The sequence below is a fragment of the Bifidobacterium callimiconis genome (assembly GCF_003952005.1).
Classification (GTDB): Bacteria; Actinomycetota; Actinomycetes; order Actinomycetales; family Bifidobacteriaceae; genus Galliscardovia; species Galliscardovia callimiconis.
This window is the reverse complement of sequence record NZ_QXGJ01000002.1, coordinates 34,595-55,782: the sequence shown is the minus strand read 5'-3', so window position 1 is coordinate 55,782 and position 21,188 is coordinate 34,595. Positions and strand designations below refer to the sequence as shown.

General features: G+C 62.6%; 11 protein-coding genes. 6 read left to right on the top strand and 5 right to left on the bottom strand.

What is annotated here, in order from left to right:
* Positions 1-94: 94 nt before the first annotated feature.
* From D2E23_RS02400 to D2E23_RS02385, 4 genes are all read left to right on the top strand, one after another.
* The gene (locus D2E23_RS02400; protein ID WP_126029415.1) at positions 95-2,806 is read left to right on the top strand and encodes an exo-rhamnogalacturonan lyase family protein; all 2,712 of its coding nucleotides are present in this window, start codon (positions 95-97) and stop codon (positions 2,804-2,806) included.
* 276 nt (positions 2,807-3,082) lie between these two features.
* On the top strand, positions 3,083-4,675 hold the full coding sequence (locus tag D2E23_RS02395) for a GDSL-type esterase/lipase family protein (protein WP_164520635.1): 1,593 nt from the start codon (positions 3,083-3,085) through the stop codon (positions 4,673-4,675).
* Between the two features lie 37 nt (positions 4,676-4,712).
* Positions 4,713-5,453 carry an SGNH/GDSL hydrolase family protein gene (locus tag D2E23_RS02390; RefSeq protein ID WP_126029413.1) on the top strand — a complete coding sequence of 247 codons (741 nt, stop codon included), beginning with the start codon at positions 4,713-4,715 and terminating at the stop codon, positions 5,451-5,453.
* A complete protein-coding gene (locus tag D2E23_RS02385) occupies positions 5,450-6,259 on the top strand; it encodes an alpha/beta hydrolase (RefSeq protein WP_126029412.1) in 810 nt (269 codons plus the stop codon). Before D2E23_RS02390 ends, D2E23_RS02385 begins: the two co-directional genes overlap by 4 nt.
* 682 nt (positions 6,260-6,941) lie before the next feature.
* Here the strand turns inward: D2E23_RS02385 and D2E23_RS02380 are convergent.
* Both D2E23_RS02380 and D2E23_RS02375 read right to left on the bottom strand, forming a co-directional pair.
* Positions 6,942-7,319 (bottom strand): endonuclease domain-containing protein, encoded by a 378-nt coding sequence (locus D2E23_RS02380; protein WP_126029411.1) that lies wholly within the window; start codon positions 7,317-7,319, stop codon positions 6,942-6,944.
* Positions 7,320-7,632: 313 nt separating this feature from the next.
* Positions 7,633-9,189 (bottom strand): MFS transporter, encoded by a 1,557-nt coding sequence (locus D2E23_RS02375; RefSeq protein ID WP_126029410.1) that lies wholly within the window; start codon positions 9,187-9,189, stop codon positions 7,633-7,635.
* A 473-nt stretch (positions 9,190-9,662) separates the two neighbouring features.
* Here D2E23_RS02375 and D2E23_RS02370 point away from each other — a divergent pair, with 473 nt between their 5' ends.
* A complete protein-coding gene (locus tag D2E23_RS02370) occupies positions 9,663-14,519 on the top strand; it encodes an Ig-like domain-containing protein (RefSeq protein WP_164520634.1) in 4,857 nt (1,618 codons plus the stop codon).
* A 255-nt stretch (positions 14,520-14,774) separates the two neighbouring features.
* On the opposite strand, the gene D2E23_RS02365 is transcribed toward D2E23_RS02370, so the two are convergent.
* The gene (locus tag D2E23_RS02365; RefSeq protein WP_126029408.1) at positions 14,775-15,776 is read right to left on the bottom strand and encodes a LacI family DNA-binding transcriptional regulator; all 1,002 of its coding nucleotides are present in this window, start codon (positions 15,774-15,776) and stop codon (positions 14,775-14,777) included.
* Between the two features lie 243 nt (positions 15,777-16,019).
* Here D2E23_RS02365 and D2E23_RS02360 point away from each other — a divergent pair, with 243 nt between their 5' ends.
* Complete coding sequence (locus tag D2E23_RS02360; RefSeq protein WP_126029407.1) at positions 16,020-17,453, top strand: amino acid permease; 1,434 nt, start codon at positions 16,020-16,022, stop codon at positions 17,451-17,453.
* A gap of 144 nt (positions 17,454-17,597) precedes the next feature.
* Here D2E23_RS02360 and D2E23_RS02355 read toward each other — a convergent pair whose 3' ends face one another.
* A complete protein-coding gene (locus D2E23_RS02355; protein ID WP_126029406.1) occupies positions 17,598-19,223 on the bottom strand; it encodes an ATP-binding cassette domain-containing protein in 1,626 nt (541 codons plus the stop codon).
* 475 nt (positions 19,224-19,698) lie between these two features.
* On the bottom strand, positions 19,699-21,147 hold the full coding sequence (gene glnA / locus D2E23_RS02350; protein WP_126029405.1) for a type I glutamate--ammonia ligase: 1,449 nt from the start codon (positions 21,145-21,147) through the stop codon (positions 19,699-19,701).
* Positions 21,148-21,188 lie beyond the last annotated feature (41 nt).

The window sequence follows — 21,188 nt, the reverse complement described above, 5'->3', positions numbered from 1 at the left end:
GGCGGAGGCCCGACCAAACGACGATGTTACGACGACCTTCGCCTTCATTCACAAGGACGTATGCGGTGCGGGACGTCGGAAGGAGATGACTCGGATGAAGTTGCACGCAATGCGAGGAAACGGCAGCGGCGGCTACACCACGTTCGGCTCGATGTGGAAACGCGGCGAAGTGCCGGCAGACGCCGCGGCGAACAATCATTTCACGCTCTCCAACGACAGGGGCGAGACGATTCCGGTGCAGTCACGCATCACCGCGTACTGGCCGGACGGATCGGTCAAGTGGGCGGCGCACACCGCCGACGCCGGTCTGATGGGCGCTTCCGCCGAACTGATCTACGACGCCGATGGCACGACCGCGGTCCCTGCCTATGCCGAACGCATCCAGGACGACGGCGACGTCATCACGATCGACGCCGGCAGGGCGACGGTGACGATCAGACGCTCCGCCAAGCGATTGTTTGAATCGTTCGTCGTCGACGGCCGCGTTGTCGCGTCCGACGCCGTACCGGTGCTGGAACTCGAGGACCCGAACGCGGGCGAGCATGAAGGCGAACTGGTCCGCCGCACCGCATTCACGGGTCGTGTCGACGACATCACGCTCGAGGCATCCGGTCCGCTCGTCACCGTGGTTCGCTACACCGGCACGCATGTGTCCGACGACGGCACCGAACGTCTGCCGTTCATCATCCGCATGACCGTCGGCTACGACGCCGAACGGCTCGACTTCCAGCACACGTTCATCTACGACGGCGACGAGAACCACGACTTTTTGAAGGGCCTCGGCGTGCGGTTCGAATCCCCCATGGCCGGCAAACCGTACAACCGTCACGTGCGCTTCGAGGGCGATCATGGCACCATCCACGAATGCCTCGCCCAGCTGCTCACCTGGAAGCCGGTGATCCCCAGCCACCTGTACGAGGACCAGCAGGCCGGCAAGCTCATCCACCCGAGCGACGAGGCCGGCGAGACCATCGACGCGTCCGGCGTGCTCAACCAGACCGCCAACTCCGATTCCGACAACGAAAAGGTCGAAACGGTGCTCAAGGACATGCCGTGGTGGGACGAATACCACGTCGTGCAGGACTCCCCGTCGCACTTCGTCATCTCCAAGAAGACCGCCGACGAGCAGGTGTGCCGCATCACCACGCTGCACGGCAGGCGCACCCGCGGCGGTGCGTCCTTCGGCTCCGAGGCCGGTTCCGTGATGGTGGCGGTGAAGGACTTCTGGCAGAAGTACCCCACCGGTTACACGTTCTCCGGACTGACGACCGACACCGCGACGGCGACCGTGTGGCTGTGGAGCCCGGACGCCCAGTCCATGGACTTCCGCCACTATGCGCAGGACGGCTACCAGTGGGCGTACTACGAGGGATACGACTACAAGGGCGCCGATCCGGACGGCATCGCCTGCACCAACGAGTTCTCCATCGCCGCCGGCCCCACACCGATCCCCGACGACAAGACGCTGCTCGACTTTTCGCTGGCCGTGGACAAACCCGAACAGTACCTCGCATCCCCGGAGTTCTACCATGAGCTCGGCGCGTTCGGCCGCTGGTCGCTGCCGGTTCGCGACACCGAGATGGAGAACTGGCTCGAGGACCAGCTCGACAAGGCCGTCGCCTTCTACAGGAAGGAGATCGACCTGCGCAACTGGTACGGCATGTTCGACTACGGCGACATCATGCACTCCTACGATTCCGCCCGCCACCAGTGGCGCTACGACATGGGCGGCTTCGCATGGGACAACGCCGAACTGGTGCCCACCTACTGGCTGTGGTACGCGTTCCTGCGCTCCGGCCGCGAGGACATCTTCGACATCGCCAGCAAGCTGTGTCGTCACGTCTCCGAGGTCGACGTCTACCATCTGGGCAAGTACAAGGGACTCGGCTCCCGCCACAACGTGCGCCACTGGGGCTGCCCGTGCAAGGAGGCCCGCATCTCCATGGCCGGCCACCACCGCGTGTACTACTACCTGACCGGCGACCGCCGTTTCGAGGACCTGTTCGACGAACTCGGCGACGTGGAGAAGACCTTCCTCGAGAAGGATCCGCTCGGCGACTGGTACGACAAGGAATCCATGGTCTACCTGGCCCACGCCCGCTCCGGCCCGGACTGGTCGAGCCTGTGCTCCGACTGGATGACCCAGCTCGAGCGCACCAACTCCCCGGAGTTCCTCAACAAGATTCAGACAGGCATCGACGACATCAAGGCCATGGACCTGCAGCTCAACTCCGGCGTGGACATGGAGTTTGACCCGAACACCTGCCACCTGCGGTTCATCAACAACGAGTCCACCGGCGGCGTGCACTTGGCCATCTGCCAGGGCGCCCCCGAGGTGTGGATCGAGATGAAGGACCTCGTCGACGACCCGGACTGGCCGAAGATGGTCGCCGACTTCGGTCGCTTCTACTTCCTGCCGCACGAGGAGGTGGTCAAGGAGTCGAACGGCGCGCTGGCCGATCGTGCCTACCCGTTCCCGTTCTTCGCCTCCGCGATCGGCGCGTACGCCGCCGAATACTACGGCGACAAGACCATCGCACGCAAGGTGTGGAAGTACCTGATCCACGCGCTCATGGACGGCAGGCACACCGGATTCGACACCGTGACTCTGCACAACGTGGGCAATCAGGCCGAACTCGAGGAGATCCCGTGGGAGAACCCATGGGTCAAGACCAACTTCGTGGCCCAGTGGTGCCTCAACGCCATCGTCACGCTCGACTTCATCCGCGGCGACGCTCCCAGGACCCTCGCCGAAGCCGACGAGCTGACCGAAGGCCTCGGCCCCGACACCCAGCGCAAGTCCTGATTGCCGCCAGTCCACGATCTCTATCGCCTTCCTCCTGAAAGAGGAGAATGTCGGCGTAATTGCCGTCAAATCCTATCCCCTTCCCCTTGAGGGGAAGGTGGCCGGCGAAGCCGGTCGGATGAGGTGACGGGCGGCCCCGCGCTCGCACTACTTGGCATCGATCCACGATCAATCCGTATTCCTGCGACTCCGTCGCGTCACCTCATCAGTCGACGCTGCCAACAGCTTCCCCTCAAGGGGAAGCCCATGAATGCCTGCTCATCAAAAGGAACAATCATGACCACCATCACCTTCACCCAGCCGTACGAACACGCATTCGTACGCGACTACCCGAACGAGGCGGCCGGCTGGGTAGACGGCGCATACAAGCGCCGCATCCCCGAACTCCTCCCGGTGCCGGCCGAGGCATACGGCGCCAACGGTCTTGCCTTCACCACACGTCGACTCGTCGAAGAGTCCGACGCGCTGAATGACGACCCCAACACCATCGCCCGCACCTCGTACTTCATCGGCACCACAATCGCCGCACCCGCCCCGTCCAAGGGCTATCACATCACCGCGGAAGTGCTCGGCACCGATGACAACACCGACGAGACCGGCCGCACGTTCCGCGCCATCATCAACGGCCAGGACGTCGCCCAGTTCACGCTGCTGCCCGACCAGCGTCGCGAGATCGCCTTCGACGTGCAGCTGACCCGTCGTGACATCGAACTGACCTTCGTGCCCGTCGAAGGCCGCGACGACGCCACCACCGGCTGGGGTGAGCTTACGCTGGCACAGCTCTCCTACGAGCCGATCGTGCGGAATCGCGCCGACCGTCCGCACATCTTCATCGCCGCCGACTCCACCGTACAGACCTACTTCGCCGAAGAGGCGCCGCAGGCCGGTTGGGGCGAATGGCTGGCCTGGTTCCTGATGAACGACCACCGGTTCGCCTACGAGCATGACGTTGCATCCACCGTGCCGCAGGCCCGCGTGTTCACCGGCGACGGCCCGACCATCCACAACCGTGCCCTCGGCGGACGCGGACTGCGCAGCTACCTTGACGAGCACCGATTCCACAAACTGCTCGGATCGCTCGCGCCAAACGACGTGGTGCTCATCCAGTTCGGCATCAACGACGAATCGAAGACCCGTCCGATGCGCTACATCCCGCTCGACGAATACGCTGCATGGCTTGACCGCTACGTGACCAGCGTGGCCGACCGCGGCGCGCGCCCGGTGCTCGTCACCGCCATCCCGCAGTATCCGCAGGGTGCCGGCATCGACGTAGGCAAGGCACTCGACCCGTACGCCGACGTCACCCGCACGTATGCCGCCGAACACGACGTACCGCTGATCGACCTGCGCAGACTGGCGGGGGAGTACCTTGCCGCCCTGCCCGAAGAAAATGTGGACGCCGTGTTCCTGCGCGTCTCCGCCCTGCAGTACCTGCGGCATCTTGACGGCATCAAGGACATCGTGCACATCGGTCCCGCCGGTGCCAAGGCATACGCCCGCATCGTCGCCCGCGAACTGGGTGCACTCTACCCGGAGTTCGCCTTCCACGACGAGGAGCAGGGCTCGCCCGAACCGGTGGAAAACCTGACTGCCGACGGCGTCACCGGCATCATCGGCGCCGAAGTCAACCTGCGCTGGACGGCCTCCCCGCACGCCAACTACTACGTGGTGGAGAAGTCCAACGCCGAAGGCCGCGTGTACAACCGTGAAGTGATCGTCAAGCCGGAGTTCCACGACCTGCCGCTTCCCGGACAGAGCCGACACGTGATCTACACGGTCACCGCATGGCGTGACGCCGTGGCCGCCGAACCGCGTCGCATCGCCGTCACCATCCCCGCGTCCGACGACATCTGCGCCGACCTCGGCTGAACCGAACAAATCTCATTCACTGCAAAGGAGCACCATCATGACCGATTCCATCCTCAAGGGCAAGGTCCTCTACGCGTTCGGCGACAGCATCGTCGACGGACACTACTACACCAAACGTTCCTGCGTGAACGTCGTGGCCGACAACGAAGGCATGACCCTCGTCAAGTGCGCCCGTAACGGCGCCACCATCCGCTTCAGCACGATCCGCAACGGCCTCGAAGGCCAGATCCTTCAGCAGGCCGAATTCGTCGGCATCGACCAGCCCAAGCCGGACGTGATCCTGTTCAACGGCGGCGCCAACGACGCATGGCCCGACCTCATCCCCGCATACCTTGGCGCCGTAAGCGAGTCCAAGGATCCGGCCGAACTGGACCTCACCACCTACGCCGGATGCTTCGAGGCGACGATCCTCGCATTCCGGCGCCACTGGCCGGACACGCCGATCGTGTACCTCGCCGTCGCCAAGATCGGCCGCGACTGGGCCGTGCAGAACTACCTGCGCCAGGTACAGCTCGCCGCCTGCAGGAAGTGGGGCGTCACCGTCGCCGACGTGTTCGGCGAGACCGACCTCGACGCGCGCAACGAAGACATGCGCGTCACCTACTCGTTCGACATGCTCGGCACCGACGGACTGCCCGGAACCCCGGAGACCGCCACCTACCCCGACCCCGACGTGCACCCGTCCGGCACGCACCCGAACCTCGCCGGCATCGACAAGTACTACGCGCCGATCATCACCAAGGCGCTCAAGGCAGCACTCGGAGGGGACGCGCAATGATCAACGAGAAGGTCTCCCTGTCCGTCAACGGCTCGGCCGCCACGCTACGCACGTTCTTCCTCGAAAACTGGGAGACGATCGACCCGGACCGCAAGCGTCCGGTGATCCTCGTCGTGCCCGGCGGCGGCTACCACTTCTGCTCCGAACGCGAGGCCGAACCCATCGCCCTGCGCATAGTGGCCGAAGGATTCCACGCCTGCGTGCTCGACTACAGCGTGGCGCCGGCCAGATTCCCGCAGTCCCTGCTCGAACTCGTCAGCGCAGTTGCCTACCTGCGATTCCACGCCGACGAATTCAACATCGACCCCGATCGGATCATCCTGTGCGGATTCTCCGCCGGCGGCCACCTGTGCGCCAGCCTCGGCACCATGTGGAACGAACAGTGGCTCTCCGACAAGACCGGCATGCCTGCCAACCGGTTCAAGCCCAACGGCATGATCCTCGGCTACCCGGTGATCACGTCCGGCGAATTCGCCCACCGTGGCTCGTTCGACAACCTCGTCGGCACCGACGACCCCAAGCTCGTCGAACGACTGTCACTGGAGAAGCGCGTGACCGCCGACACCGTGCCCGCGTTCCTGTGGCACACGTTCGAGGACCAGCTCGTGCCCGTGGAGAACAGCCTGCTGTTCGTCTCCGCGCTGCGCCGCGCCGGCGTGCACTTCGAAATGCACATCTTCCCCTACGGCCCACACGGTCTGGCGCTCGCCAACCGTGAGACCACCACGGTGGGGGAGGACGCTTACAACCAGCCGCTCGTCGAATGCTGGCCCAAGCTTGCCGCCGACTGGGTGCGCACGCTGTAACTTTCCCGTCGCGCGGCCGATTGGTTGATCGATGGCCGCGTGACGCTTCCACAACAAGCTAACTGAATATATCGTGATCCGACGGAACGGAACGGGCTCGGAGGCCATCGTTCCATCTGCCAGGCCGCCGGATCTGTCCCTAGGCTCCCTGCGCCCCACCGCGCAGGGAGCCTTTTTCATGCCTGCGAGGGATGATGGGGCGATTCTTCTGAGGTATGTGTTTTCGCTGCGGGTTTGTTCGGCGACGAAAACAAATCCGCAGTGTAGCGTGTGCTTTGCTGCGGGTTTGTTCGGCTACAGTGACGAATCCGCAGTGTAGGAGCCCCTTCGCTGCGGGTTTGGTATGGAACGGATATGAACCTGCAGTCAAGATGCGATGGAGCCGGTGGGGAAACGTGCAGGTCTGCGGTTGACGGAACGCTGCCGGTCGTGCAGGAGCCCTCCCTCTGTCACGATGTGCGTCGTGACATTGTCCCGCAGGAATGGACGGGCTGCGCCCGACGTCGCGTCAGCTCGCCTGTCGGTTCGCCTGAATCCTGAAAATGCTGCCGGCATTGTCCAGACGGATTCAGCCTCCCAAGGAGGGAGAACGAAGGGGATGAGCATGTGCTCCCTCCATGGGAGGGAGCTGTCCGGCCGAAGGCTGGACTGAGGGAGGGTTCCAAACTCAACTAGGTCCCGGCTATCCTTTCCGTGATCGTATCCGTTGCTGAACCAAAGTGTCGATTACGGCACATACCCCTTCAAAGTTGCGATCAACATCGTTATTTGCAAAACGGAGGATATGAAGTCCACGTGCCTCAAGTATGTGGGTTCGATCGTTGTCTTGCTCTCTGACGTCGTAGCGGAAGTGTCCTCCACCGTCCAGCTCGATTACCAATTCGGCCTTGGCGCAGTAGAAATCGACGATGTAGTTGCCGATGAGACGTTGACGTCGGAAACGAACCGGATATGTGCTGAGAAATTCAAACCACAATCTGCGTTCCCACAGGGTCATGTTTTTCCTCATGCGCTGTGATCGTTGACGGTTGCCGGTGTTGAATGTTCGTCGCTGAGCCATGATCCATGGTAAAGGCATTGCATGTGAGGGGTGGATTCCCCCTTTGCTGACTGCTGAAAATTTTTTGGTGCATGAAGGAGCAGGAGCCCTCCCTCTGTCACGACAACGTCGTGACATCTCCCTCCCCGGGAGGGAGAACGCAGGGGATATACGAAAAATCCCCCGGGCGGTCGGAAGGGTCCGCTGCGGGGGATCAAGGAAGAAAAAACCGAAACTAGTAGTTCAGTGGCGTATAGGCTGCTCCTTTCAGATCATGCCGTACGTGGTTGCTGCGTGGGTACGGCCGGGATTGATGTTGCGGGCACGGGCCGAATCAGCCCTTGTTGGTGGCGTCGATGACGTTGTTGTGGCCCCAGCATTCCTCGTACTTGAAGCCGGACAGCTCCTCGACGACCTTCTTGGTGTCGGCGTCGACGTCCTTCATGTCGCCGCCGTTGCGCAGACGGGTGACCTCGGCGAGCACCTTCTTGTGGTTGGCGCTGGTCATCTTGAGCAGGCGGGAGACGATGTTGCCGAGGATGACCAGGACGACCGGGACGACGGTGTAGAGGATCATGATCCAGTCGACGGTGGCGGGCGGCTGGGTGGTGGCGCCCTCGACGAAGCCGGTCCAGCTCAGAACGGCGCCGATGAGCAGGGTCTCGAGAGCGGTGAAGATGACGTCCAGTGTGGAGTTGATGCCGGCGTACTGGCCTTCGCGACGCTTGGCGGTCACGATCTCGTCGACGTCCGGAACCAAGGTGAACACGAACTGGGTGGCGTTCACCACACCGGAGATACCGAAGTTCATGAGGATCAGGAACACGACGAACAGAGTGGCGCGCACACCGGTGGAGACGCTGGCGTGGAAGATGCCCAGGCCAAGCATGCAGGCGAAGGCGAGGATGCAGGCGTAGCCGCCGAGACGGAAGGTGCGCATGCCGTCGAGCTTGGCGGTCAGCCAGATCCACATGGCCACGAACGCCATGCCGAAGATGAAGCCGACGCCGGTGCCGAGGGACACGGTCTGCGGGTCAAGCAGCAGCACGAACATCACGAAGTAGGTATTGATGGTACCGCGGATGGCGCGGAAGGTCTGCTCGCAGATGTACATGCCCAGGTAGACGCGGTAGGACTTGACGCGCATGGCGGACAGGAAGTTCCAGAACACGCCCACGAAGCGCTTGAGTCCGGAGGCCTCGCCGTTGGAGGAGTCGGAGGAGGCCACGTCGGTGGAGGCGTCGTACGGACGCTCCTGGACGGTCAGGAAGCCGATGAACAGGGCGATGGTGCCGACGATGCCCCACAGCAGGGCGATGTAGAAGTAGGCGGTCCAGTTGTCCTTGCCCCACAGGGTGAACAGCCAGATGTTGAGCATGGACAGCGAGGTGCCGCCGATGGCACCGGCGATCTGGTTGATGCCCACGATCTGGGCGCGCTGCGTGGTGTTCTCGGTCATCTCCGCCGGCAGCGCGTACTGCACGGTGGTGACGCCGGCCCATGCGGCCCAGTAGAGGATGTTGACCAGGAAGTAGAACCAGGTGGGCATGCCCATGATCCACAGGCCCATGTAGAAGATGAAGTTCAGCGGGATGCACAGCAGCAGCACGGCGCGACGACGACCGAACTTGCGGCCGAACGCGGTGCGGTACAGACGATCGGAGAGGTATCCCCAGAACGGGGTGGCGAACGCACCGACCACCTTGCCGACGGTGAGCATGAGCGTGACCATCATCACCGACATCTTCACGAACGTTGTGAAGTAGAACATCTGCCAGGTGACGACCATCGTCTGGGTGACCCATGCGAGGGGAAGCATGGAGAAGCCGAACTTGGCGAGCAGCGGTACCTTGCCCGTCAGATCGTAGTTCATCGTGTTATTGCCCGACATTATTGTCGTCCTTTCTCTTCATCGAGATAGTAGGGACCATTGGAACCCTGATGACTTCAGTTATATCGATAGCAGATGCAGTCTGTCAGGTTCAACACTGGCAGCTATTGCTGTATGACTATGCAGAAATGACCTCATTGGCTATCCAGCAGAGAAACCCATAGAGTTATCGATATAACTTCAAGCTGCAATCAAGAGGTTGTTTAGCTTGTTGATTAGAACTATAACACCAATTTTATCGATGTCAAAACTGGTGCTATGCTGAAAAGTATCCACACACGAGAGACGGTATCAAGATCCAGCATCCTGATTGCCGAAACTCACCATTGATTACTCGTGAATGTTGGAATTCCGCACGAGGTAGCGCGGAGGACGTAAAAACGAAGGAGTTTATGGTCATGAATGTTAACGATGTATCTACTACGCCTCCGAAATCTGCCGGGCGGTTTGAAAACATAAGCAACGTCGCCCGTGTGTCCGATTTCAACGATGGCTGGAAGTTTCATCGCGGCGTGTCGTCCGGAGCGCAGAATCCCGGATTCGACGACTCTACGTGGCGCGAAGTTCGACTGCCGCACGACTTCGGCGTGGAGGGGCCGTTCAGCCGTCTGGCCCGATCCACCGTCGGATTCCTGCGCACCGGTGAAGGCTGGTACCGTAAGGCATTCGACACTCGACCGGAGTGGAACGGACGACGCGTGTCATTGAATTTCGACGGCGTGATGGAACTGTCCGAGATCTGGGTCAACGGCACCAGAATCGCCGAGCACCACAACGGATACGCGCCCTTTCAGGTGGACATCACCGATGCATTGAACCTCGCCGGGGAACCCAACGTGCTGGCCGTCCACACCAACACGCCCGAGCCGTGCTCCCGCTGGTACCCTGGCGCCGGCCTGTACCGTGACGTGACGCTCGTGGTCACCGACCCGGTGCATGTGGCGCACGACGGCATCTGCATCAGCACGCCCACGCTCGAACAGGACGTCAAGCGCGATCTTGCCGAGATCCACGTGGAGACCTGGCCGGCCAACCATACCGACGCCGACGTCACGGCGACACTGCTGATCGAAGTGATCGACGGCGACACAACGGTCGCATCGAACGAATGCTCCGTCACCATCGCCGCGGGATACAAGGGAACCGACGACGAATCGCCGGTACGACAGCTGATCATGCTGAACCATCCTCATCTGTGGAGCACGAACGACCCCTACCGCTACACGCTGCGCACCAGCATCATCGTCGACGGTTCCCCGATAGATCAGGTGGAGACCATGTTCGGTCTGCGCTGGATCGGCATGTCGAGCGAGACCGGACTGTCACTCAACGGCGTACGTATGAAGATCGCCGGCATGTGCATGCACCACGATCTCGGTGCGCTTGGCGCCGCCGTGAACCGTAGGGCCGTGGTCCGTCAGCTCAAGATCCTCAAGGCCGCCGGCGTCAACGCCATCCGCACCGCGCACAACATCGGCTCCAAGGTGCAGATCGAAGAGGCCAGCCGCATGGGCTTCCTCGTGCTCGAGGAACTTGCCGACATGTGGACCGCCCCCAAGGACCGCAACGACTACAGCAACTACTTCCTCGCCGACTCCGCCACCGACCTCAAGGCCATGATCGGCCGCGACCGCAACGAGCCGAGCGTGTTCATGTGGAGCCTGGGAAACGAGGTCGCCTGGCAGGAAAGCGAACTGCCGCTCGCCGAGAAACTCGTGTCCGTCGCGCACGCCGCGGATCCGACGCGCCCGGTCTGCGTCAACGACTCCTCGTACCTGAGCAAAGGCATCGACGGTATCGGCAACGACATCCACGAACGCATGGACGTGCGCGGCTACTCCTACGCCTCCGAAGACCATCTCGTCGCCATCCATGCGAAGCATCCGAACGATCTGATCATCAACTCCGAAAGCGGATGCAGCCTCGGGTCCCGCGGATACTACGTGTACCCGACCGATGTGCCCGACGGCGTGCGCGGCACCGAGTTCCCGTTCGAGCCAGGCCGGCAGCCGTGGGACCCCGACACCTACGAGATCACGTCGTACGACATCACCGCCAACCGCGGCACGCCCATCCGCAAGGACTTCATGCGCTCCATGAACCTTGACTTCCACATGGGCGAGTTCACGTGGACCGGCTTCGACTACATCGGCGAACCGGCGCCCTACATCGGCAACTTCTACTGGAACGACCCGAGCCAGACCGAATCCGACGGCACCGTACTCGCCCCGAAGACCGCCTACTACGGCATCGTCGACTCCGCCGGCTTCCCCAAGGACGAGTGGTACCTCTACCAGAGCCTGTGGACCGACCCCGACGAGGCGCCCATGGTGCACCTGCTGCCGCACTGGAACTGGCGCAACGGCGAGCCCGTACAGATCTGGGCGTACTCCAACGCCGCCAAGGTGGAGCTGTTCCTCAACGGCCGATCGCTCGGCGTACGCGAGTTCATCCCGCACCAGACCGGATTCCACATCGACACCGCCCATCCCGACAAGCCGTTCGAATACCGGTTTGCCAAGGACGATCCCCGTGACTCCATCTACCTGCACTGGAACGTGGACTTCGAACCGGGCGTGGTGGAGGCCGTGGCCTACAACGCCGACGGCAGGGAGGTGGCACGCGACGTCGTGACCACCGCCGGCTCTCCCGCCGCCATCAGCCTCACCGCCGACCGTCACGTGCTCTCCGCCGACGATCGTGACCTGAGCTTCATCACCGCCGACGTGATCGACTCCGCCGGCGTGATCTGCCCAGACGTGGACAACCAGATCGTCTTTACCGTGGAGAACGGCACGATCCTCGGCACTGACAACGGGTATCAGGCCAGCACCGAGGCGTTCCAACTGCCCGTGCGCAAGGCCTATCACGGCAAGGCGCTGGCCATCGTCGCGCCCGACGGTTCCGGAAGGCCGATCCGCGTGCATGCCAAGGCCGCCGGGCTCGAAACGGGGGAGGCCGCCGTGTTCATTGGCGGCAGCAATGACATCAACGGTGCAACCCCGGCCGATGACCGCATCCCGCTCACCGTGCGCCCGGTCCATGTGCGCACGACCGTCGGCACGGCGCCGTCGTTGCCCGACTCCGTCACCGCGGAACTCGCCAACAATACCGTCGCCCCGGTTTCCGTGGAATGGCGTGGCCTCGACTCCGCCGACTACCGGCATCCCGGCATCGTCCATATCGAAGGCGTGACCGCGGACGGTCTCGCCGCACACGCGACGGTCACGGTCGCCGCACCGGTCGCCGTCGTTCCCTATACCACTGCCGTCGCTGCAGACGCCGAACCGCTCCTGCCCGACACGATTACGGTCGTCTACGACGACGGCAGTCAACGCTCCGAACCCGTCATCTGGGAACAGTCGAACGATGCCGACCGTTCCGACGATTCCCCGATGACGGTCGTTCGGGGTGCGCTCGACGCTCCAGGCTCTGCCGAACCGCTGCACGCCGAAGCGCATATTCGTACGCTGAGTGACGGAGAAAAGGCATCGTCGTCCGTCGTGCTGTCCGATCTGCGCATCAACGGCACGACGATCGACGGATTCGAGCCCGATACACGTCGCTACGCACTGACCCTGCCATACGATGCCGCAGCTCCGATCATCGACGCCGAATCCGCCGACAACGCCTCCATCGTGGTCATTCCGCCCGTCGGTGGCCGCTCCGGCGAATACCTGATCGACATCGCCTCCGAGGACGGCACTCGCGGCGCGACCGTACGCGTGGACGTGACCATTCCGCCGGCGCCGATCGCCACGGTGGTATTGACCTCCGACCGCGCCACACTCGTCGAAGACGACACCGTGACGCTGACCGTACATGCCGTCAACGCACTCGGCGAGCCGATCGACGCCGACACACTGACCTATACGGTGTCCGACCCTGCCGTGGGCGCGGTGAGCGGCAACGTGTTCGAGGCAAGCCTGTCCGGTCATGCCGAGATTCGGGTACGCGCCGAATACTCCGGACGGTCGGTCGAATCCGACCCGCTGACGATCGACGTCGCCAAGGGCGACCGTGACAAGTACGTGACCGACGTGGACACGACGGAACTGCGTACCGAGATCGGCGAGCCCGGACGACTGCCGCAGACCGTACGCGTGCACTTCGACCACGGCTTCGACGCCGTGCTCCCAGTGACGTGGCAGATCCCCGACGATCTGTGGCATACGGTCGGCAGCCACGAGGTGAGCGGCAGCGTCAGCGGCGTACGGAACGTGGACGGTTCCGCCGTGCACGCCAAGGCTGTGGTCACCGTGGTGAAGGTCGTGGCGGTCGAACACGTCTCCACGGCGACCGTGGCGGGCATCGCACCGGACCTGACGGAACGCGCGGCCGTGCGCGTATGGTGGAGCGACGGACTGGTCGAGGAGCGCGATGTCACCTGGCGTGAGCCGGACGCCGCTTCCTACGCCAAGCCGGGAGAGTTCACCATCATCGGCGACGTCGACGGTGTGGACGAGCAGGCCGAGGCCACGGTACGCGTGACCGACCGGTACGCGAAGAACCGCGACCTCTTCTCGTTCCGCAACGACGTGTACCCTACGGTTGAGGCGTCGTACACCAACACCGATCCCAAGGTGATGGAGGACGTGTCGAATCTGATGGACGGCACGGTGTCGTACACCGCCCGCGCCGGATACAACCTCAAAAACCGCTGGTCCACATTCGGCAACACCGAAGACACGGCATGGCTGGAATACCGGTTCGGCTACGGCACCGAAACCCCGTTCATGCTCAACGCGTTCACGATCTACTACTGCCTGGAAGGCGAAGGCGTGGCCCTGCCCGAAACGGTGACGGTGAGCGCATGGGACGACGGACACTGGGTGCCGGTCGGCGGGCTCACGACCCACGACAAGCCGGTCGAACAGCAGGGCAGCGCCGGATGGATCTACGGATCCTTCGGCGACAAGACCAAGTCGACCAAGATCGACCGCGGTCTGGAACGCACCTACTCGTTCGACATGGTGAAGACCTCACGCATCCGCATCGACTTCACCAGCCGGCCGGGGGAGTGCGTCGCCATCACCGAGATTCGCGGCGACGCCCAGATCGCCGTGGTGAACGAGGAATGCGCGCTCGCCGGACTGCTCGTGGACGGCGTGCCGGTGACAGGCGAGGACGGTTCGCCGTTTGATCCGGAACACGATTCCTATGTGGCGAGGCACGAGGCCGGCGCTCCGTTGACGGTTGAGCCGGTGCCCGCCGGCGACAACGCGGCCATCACCGTCGTGCCGCCCGCCGACGATGCCGATACGGTTCAGGTGGAGCTCGTCGCCGAGAACGGCGTGACCAAGCGCCTCTACACCGTGCGACTCGTCTGAGCCGATACAAAAGAACCCGCGGCTCCCCTCAGTCAGACTGTCGTCTGACAGCTCCCCTCAGCGAGGGGAGCCGCGCGTGAGTGGGCTGCGGAGTTCGGCGAAGGAATAAGGAATTTGGCTCCCCTCTTCGAGGGGAGCTGTCGGCGGAGCCGACTGAGGGGAGTGGGCACCCGAATTTCGTTTTGCCGTTGCTCCCCTCAGTCAGACTCCCGTCTGACAGCTCCCCTCGGAGAGGGGAGCCCCCGGTTGCGGATCCTACCGTGCGGTGGATTCGCGCTCGATGAGCTTGTATCCCACGGTGACCGTCTGCGGGTAGTGCTCCTCCTCGGGATGGTCGATGCGGCGTGTGAGCAGTGACACCGCCGCCTGTGCCATGCCGGCGAAGTCCACGGCGATCGTGCTCAGCGTGGGCACGCTGTACTCGCCGTCGGGCACGCCGTCGAAGCCGATCACGGCCACATCCTGCGGCACGTGCACGCCACGGTCGGCCAATCCGCGCAGCAGTCCCAACGCCAGTCCGTCGCTCGGACAGAACAGTCCATCGAACGGCAGCTGCTCGTCGGCCCACTTGTGGCCGGCCTCCACACCGCCGTCGCGGGACCACGACACCCTGATCAGCGACCGCTCGTCGTCGAATTCGAGTCCCAGCTCCTGACATTCATGCTTGGCCGCCAGCAGTCGCACCTCTTGCGAGGCGCCCGGATTCGACTCCGGAGGAATGCCGGCGCCCACCACGCCGATATGACGGCATCCCCTGTCGTAGAGGTGCCGGATCGCCGCCCGCGTTCCCGCCACGCTCGGCGCGTTCACCTGATCGTAGGTGCTGTTCATCGCATAGTCCTCCAGCATCACCGAGGGATGCGACTCCAGCGCCTTGGACCCATGCTTGGCGTTGATGGCGATGATGCCGTCGGAGAACAGATACGACATGTCCTGATCATTGCCATGGTCGTCCACCAGATATCGGGACGATTCGATGAGCATGTGCCGCCCTTGTTTGTTGAGTTCGGCGGCGAACCGCATGGCCAGAGTGGAGAAGTATGAGCCGTCGATGCCGGCGGTCAGGAAGGTGATGGTACCGCTTTTGCCGGTGCGTAGCGACTGTGCGGAGATGTTCATGCGATAGCCGAGTTTTTCGGCTGCGGCGAGCACCTTCTGCGTGGTCTTGGGCGTTACCGAGCTCAATCCGCGCAGGGCGCGGGAGGCTGTGGTGGCGGTGACTCCGGCTTCCTTGGCGACATCCTTGAGCGTGACCATGGCGACCTCCTTGACCCGAAGTGAGCGGTGTGATTTCCGGCATATGGGATATCAGTCATCTTACGCGCAATGTCATCGATCACATGATGGTGTGCGTGTCAGAGGCCGTCAGTGTGTCCATGATCACAGTATGGGAAAACCTATGGCGCGGTATAGCAAAAGGCGATAGCCGATACGGCGCATGGCATATCGCTTTGACATACAGTGAAACGGACTTTACCCAAATGAGGAAGGGACACGACCATGACCTCGGCAGCGAAGACCGAGACGCAATCCGAGCCGGCCGCACATGCGGCCTCCGGCGAGCGCGCCGGACTGCAACGCAAGATGGAAACCCGCCACCTGATGATGATCGCGCTTGGCGGAGTGATCGGCACTGGACTGTTCCTCAGCTCCGGATACACCATTCATCAGGCCGGTCCGATCGGCACCATTCTCGCCTACGCCGTCGGCGCGCTCAACGTCTACATGGTCATGCTCTGCCTTGGCGAACTTGCCACCGCCATGCCGCAGACGGGTTCGTTCCACGTGTACGCCGGCCGGTTCATCGGTCCGGGCACGGGCTTCACCGTGGCGATCATCTACTTCCTCGCATGGATGGGCGCACTCGGTTCCGAATTCACCGCGTCCGGTCTGATCATGCAGAAATGGTTCCCCGGTACACCCGCATGGGCGTGGAGCGCGCTGTTCATCGTACTGATCTTTACGCTCAACGCGCTGTCGGTGCGCTCGTTCGCCGAAGCCGAATTCTGGTTCGCCGGCATCAAGGTGGTCTCGATCATCGCGTTCATCGCCATCGGTCTGCTCGCCATCGTCGGCGTGATCCCGATCGCCGGCTACTCGCATGCGCCGGGATTGACCAACCTCGTCAAGGATGGTGTCTTCCCCAATGGGTTCGCGCCCGTGTTCTCCACCATGTCCACCGTCGCGTTCGCGTTCTCCGGCACCGAGCTGCTCGGCGTGACCGCCGGTGAGACCAAGGATCCGGGGGAGAACATTCCCAAGGCCATTCACACCACGTTCTGGCGTCTGGCGATCTTCTTCATTGGTTCCATCGTGGTGATGTCGGCGCTCATCCCGTGGCAGGACGCCGGCGTGGACAAGAGCCCGTTCGTGCTCGTGTTCGACGCGATCGGTCTGCCGTTTGCCGGTGACATCATGAACTTCGTCGTGCTCACCGCCATCCTGTCCGCGGCCAATTCCGGACTGTACGCGTCCACGCGCATGCTGTGGTCGCTGTCGAACGAGCGCATGATCCCGCGTATCTTCGTGCGCACCACCAAGCACGGTGTGCCGCTGATCGCCTTGTGCACCGCCATGATCGGAGGATTGCTCGCTCTGCTCTCCTCGGTCACCGCCGCGTCCGTTATCTATCTGGCGCTGGTGTCCAGCGCGGGCCTGGCCATCGTGATCGTGTGGGTGGTGCTGGCCGTGTGCGAGATTCGTTTCCGCCTCGAGATGAAGCGTGAGGGGCGTGACGTGAATGAGCTGTCGTTCCGCACCCCCGCATGGCCGATCGTGCCTATCGTGGCACTGTTCCTCAGCGTGGGCACCATCGTGCTGAGCGCGGTCTACGAGTCCATGCGCCCGTCGCTCATTTACATGCTCGTCATCATCGCGATCTGCTATGCGGTGTACGGCGTGAAAACGTTCATCGCCCGGCGTCGCAACGCCTGACGGGCATACACTTGCGAGTTTTGTGGCTTTCCTGAGAGCATCCCGGCACGTATTGGCTCCGAATCGGTCCGAAAAGGGGAGGTGTGTGCCGAATCAGGAACCGCAAAACCACAAAACTCGCCACGTCGCATCCATGACACTCGATCATGGCCGTTCTGATCGGGCAATGTGTTGAATCGTCAGATGCGATCCATGCGGATGAGCCGAATCGTCGGTGTTCCGCCGGCATTCCCACAGCGTGGCGATGCCGGCATCACGCAGAAACGCGCGGTCGTGCGAAATGACGATCACCGCACCGGGGAACGCTGCCAGTGCTTTCGCCAAAGCCTGGCGGGAATGCAGATCCAGATGGTTCGTCGGTTCGTCAAGCATGATGAGATGCGGGTGTCGCCGCGCCCCAAGGCACAGCAGCAGTTTGCGCAGCTCCCCAGGTGACGGCTGCTCTCCGGCAAGCAGCCGATCGGGATCCGCGTTGAGCTGGGCGTAGGCACTCAGCATCGCGGATCTTTCGGTATCGGACATCTCGGAAAGTCGACGCATGGCATCGCGCGCGTCCCGGGCCGTGGTGTTCTGCGCCATCGACAGCACCGGAATCGGCGGCTGTGCCTGTGCCGCATGCTTGAGCAGGGCTCGGAACAGCGTCGTCTTGCCGGTGCCGTTGTCGCCGATGATACCGATGCGATCGTGCGGCCCCACGCTCAGCAGGGGAATCCCCACCCCCTCATCATCGTCCCCGATGTCGCCGAGTCCACCTCCATAGCGAATCAGCTGTGGTTCAAGACGAACCAGCTCGGTCCGATGACTGGCCTCGGCGTCCATCCAGATATCGCCGTCATATCGTTTCGCGGTGGTGACGATGTCATCCGCTCGACGACGGGCGGCGGCAGTCCTTGAGGCGATGCGCGCACTTGCCGCGCCCGCGCTGCCGTCGGTGCTCAGCGACTTGTGCAGTTTCAGCAGATTACGTGCGTCATGATCCCTCCTGCTGATGGTTGCGTGGGCGGTCTGAGACTGCGCGCGGGTCGTCGCCAGTGCGGCATCGTGCCTGCGCTGGGCGGCCGTTTTCTCCAGACGTGCGACCTCGCGGCGGGCCATACGCAGCGCATCATCCGCTGACCGACGCTCGTTCTCCGCATCGACGCTGGCCTGACTGTAGTTGCCGGGGCGGGTTCTTACCACGGTGACATTGCGTCCGTGGATGTGATCCCGCTCAAAGAACACGCAGCGTGTGGCCAGTGCGTCGATGAAATCCACGTCATGGGAGACCACGATGCCGATGCCATGGAATCTTCGCAGTACGGCGATGATGCGTTTGCACGTGTCCTCATCCACGTGGTTCGTCGGCTCGTCAAGAATCAGCACATCGGGGTGCTGCGCCAGCGCGCAGGCGATCTGCAGGCGTTTGGCCTCGCCTCCGGACAATTCCGCGTACCGCCACGGCCAGTCGTCGTCGATGCCGAGATCGCGGCGTATTGCCATCGTTTCGGCGGACCAGTCGGCGGCGAAATCCTCAAGATTGGTCGGCGCCTCATCGGTGTTCTGCGAACAGAATCCGATGATCATCGACCCGGGGGAGGGGAGTATCGTTCCGGCCTCGGCACGCACGAGTCCCGTGGCGATGTGCATGAGCGTGGTCTTGCCGATGCCGTTATCCCCCAGCACGGCCGTCCATCCTTGGGGAAACGTTGCGGTGACGTCCGAAAACAACGGTTCGGCATCGCCGGGAACCGTGTACGTGATATGAGCAAGCGCCAGCGTTGATATTGCCATGATTGATGGTCCTTTCCTCGGTGGTGAATACGACGGTGTATTGCGGCGAACACGGAGAAATGGTCATGCATGGCTATGGGACGACAGACGCCTGATATGCGGGTCCGAACGAGATTACTCGCGATCGATATCGTATGATTCAGCTGTCGTGTGATTCAGGTGTTTGCGTGTGATTCACTGAATAGCCAGTCGGTATGACGGTACGGCTCATCGACGACGATGACCATTCCCGCGTCAATCCGCTGTCTATCGAGAAATCAACTCGCGAACTCTCCTTGTGATACGGATCCCTGGCATATCGGGATTCCGATGTATCGGCTATGTACCGGTGATGATCATAGCGAGCCCGTCACGATCCGGCAAATTCCCGACGGCGTTAAACGGTGCCGAACCGGAAACGCAAAAAGGGTGGTTGACATCGTGATGATGCCAACCACCCTTTATCTACCGATTATCGGATCGGGCGAAACGCCGATCAGATGTGGTAGTAGAGCTCGTACTCGAGCGGGGTCGGGGCCAGGCGAGCCTGGTCGATTTCGCCGCGCTTGAGGTCGATCCAAGTCTCGATGAGGTCCTCGGTGAAGACGTCGCCGGCGGAGAGGAAGTCGTGATCCTCTTCCAGGGCGTCCATGGCTTCGGCGAGGGAGCTCGGGACCTGCTTGATGCCGGCGTGCTCTTCCGGCGGCAGCTCGTAGAGGTCCTTGTCGACCGGCTCCGGGGGCTCGATGTGGTTCAGGATGCCATCGAGACCGGCCATGAGCTGGGCGGAGAAGGCCAGGAACGGGTTGCAGGACGGATCCGGAGCGCGGAACTCGATGCGCTTCGAAGCCGGGGAGGTGCCGGCCAGCGGGATACGGATGGCGGCGGAGCGGTTACGAGCGGAGTACACCAGGTTGACCGGAGCCTCGAAGCCCGGAACCAGACGGTGGTAGGAGTTCAGCGACGGGTTGGTGAAGGCAAGCACGGAGGAGGAGTGCTTGATCAGACCGCCGATGTACCAGCGGGCGAGGTCGGACAGACCGCCGTAACCGGTCTCGTCGTAGAACAGCGGCTTGCCGTCCTTCCACAGGGACTGGTGGCAGTGCATGCCGGTGCCGTTGTCGCCGGCGATCGGCTTCGGCATGAAGGTCACGGACTTGCCGTTCAGGGCGGCAACCTCGTGAACCACGTACTTGTACTTCATCAGGTCATCACCCGCGTGCTGCAGGGTGTTGAAGCGGTAGTTGATCTCCTGCTGGCCAGCGCCGCCGACCTCGTGGTGGGAGCGCTCGAGCTGCAGACCGACCTGCTGCAGGGCGGCAACCATGTCGTCGCGCAGATCCTGGTAGTGGTCGATCGGCGGAACCGGGAAGTAGCCGCGCTTCACGCGGTTCTTGAAACCGATGTTCGGGGTGCCGTCCTCTTCGGTGTCCACGCCGGAGTTCCACGGAGCCTCGATGGAGTCCACCTCGTAGAAGGAGCGCTGCATCGTGTTCTCGAAGCGCACCTTGTCGAAGATGAAGAACTCGGCCTCAGGAGCGAAGGAGGCGGTGTCGGCGATGCCGGTGGACTTCAGGTAGGCCTCGGCCTTGGCGGCGACCTGACGAGGATCACGCGAGTACGGCTCGTCGGTCAGCGGGTCGACGATGGAGAACGCGACGTTCAGGGTCTTGTGCTTGCGGAACGGGTCGACGTAAGCCGTGGTCACGTCCGGGATCAGCTTCATATCGGATTCGTTGATGGCCTGGAAGCCCTGAACCGAAGAGCCATCGAACGGCATGCCGTCGGTGAAGGCGTTATCGGTGAACTCGCTGGCCGGCACGGTGAAATGCTGCTGGACGCCGATGAGATCGGTGAAGCGCACGGAGACATACTCGATGCCTTCCTTGTTGATCAGCGCTTCGACTTCTTCAGGCGTGTGGGCGAAAATCTTATTCTCTGCCACAGTCGCTCCTTTATCAATGAGAACTTACGTAGTTGAAAGAT